The 875-nt window shown below is 57.5% G+C and carries 1 pseudogene; it reads right to left on the bottom strand.

From position 1 onward, the window contains the following. A pseudogene (locus tag CWO89_RS44660) lies at positions 1-451 on the bottom strand (redoxin domain-containing protein); the annotation flags it as partial. Positions 452-875 lie beyond the last annotated feature (424 nt).

Here is an 875-nt window from a genome sequence, read left to right on the forward strand (position 1 = left end):
GACATTGAGGTTGGTCGCGTAGACATGCTGGATCGTGTTGTCTGGGTCCGCGATGAATGTGTAGCGATAGGCGACGCCGTCCGGCGAACGCACTTCAAGACCATCGACCAGCCCGCCCTTGGTGTCGGCAAACTGCCAGATCGGCAGATGGTTCAGGTCCTTGTGTGAGCGTCGCCAAGCCAGCTTGCAGAACTCGTTGTCAGTCGAGCCGCCCAGCACGACCGCGTCGCGGTCGGCGAAATCCTTCGACAGCCGGGCAAACTCGGCGATCTCGGTTGGGCAGACGAAGGTGAAATCCTTCGGATAGAAGAAAATGATCTTCCATTTCCCAGGGAAGCTGTTTTTCCGTCAGCGTCTCGAGCGCGCTCTGCCCGCTCTCTTCGTGCAGATGAAAACCGGGCTTCACGCCTGTGATTTCGAACGGCGGCAACTTACTTCCAATTCCCAGCATATTGTCCTCACAAGTTTGCTTCGCGCGGGAAGCGACGGTCCCGGTCTCAAGTCAAGCAAGCGATGTGCCAGGAGATCTCGCGGTTCAACTGGCGGAAATGCGACAATCGGATGCTCGCCGCGGCGATATCTCGGTCCGTAATTGGGCAGAATGGGCCATTATCTTACATCGATAACGGAGCATGATGCCGTGCGCATGCGGCAGCTTGCGTGCGCGCGAAAGCCATGCGCGCAACTTAAGAGGCCGTACAATCTTGGGCCTTGATAAAATGAACCTACCGCGGCAAATCCTGCTAGGCCGCATGATCACCCTTAACGAGGCGCACGAGGACCACTCACGTGACGTGGAGCGGAAGCCGGCAGTGACGGCTTTTTTCCATCGATCGTGGTGGATAATCTCGGGGCAAGATCGGCGATGCTCTCTC

The organism is Bradyrhizobium sp. Leo170, assembly GCF_004296405.1.
In the GTDB taxonomy this organism is placed as follows: domain Bacteria; phylum Pseudomonadota; class Alphaproteobacteria; order Rhizobiales; family Xanthobacteraceae; genus Bradyrhizobium.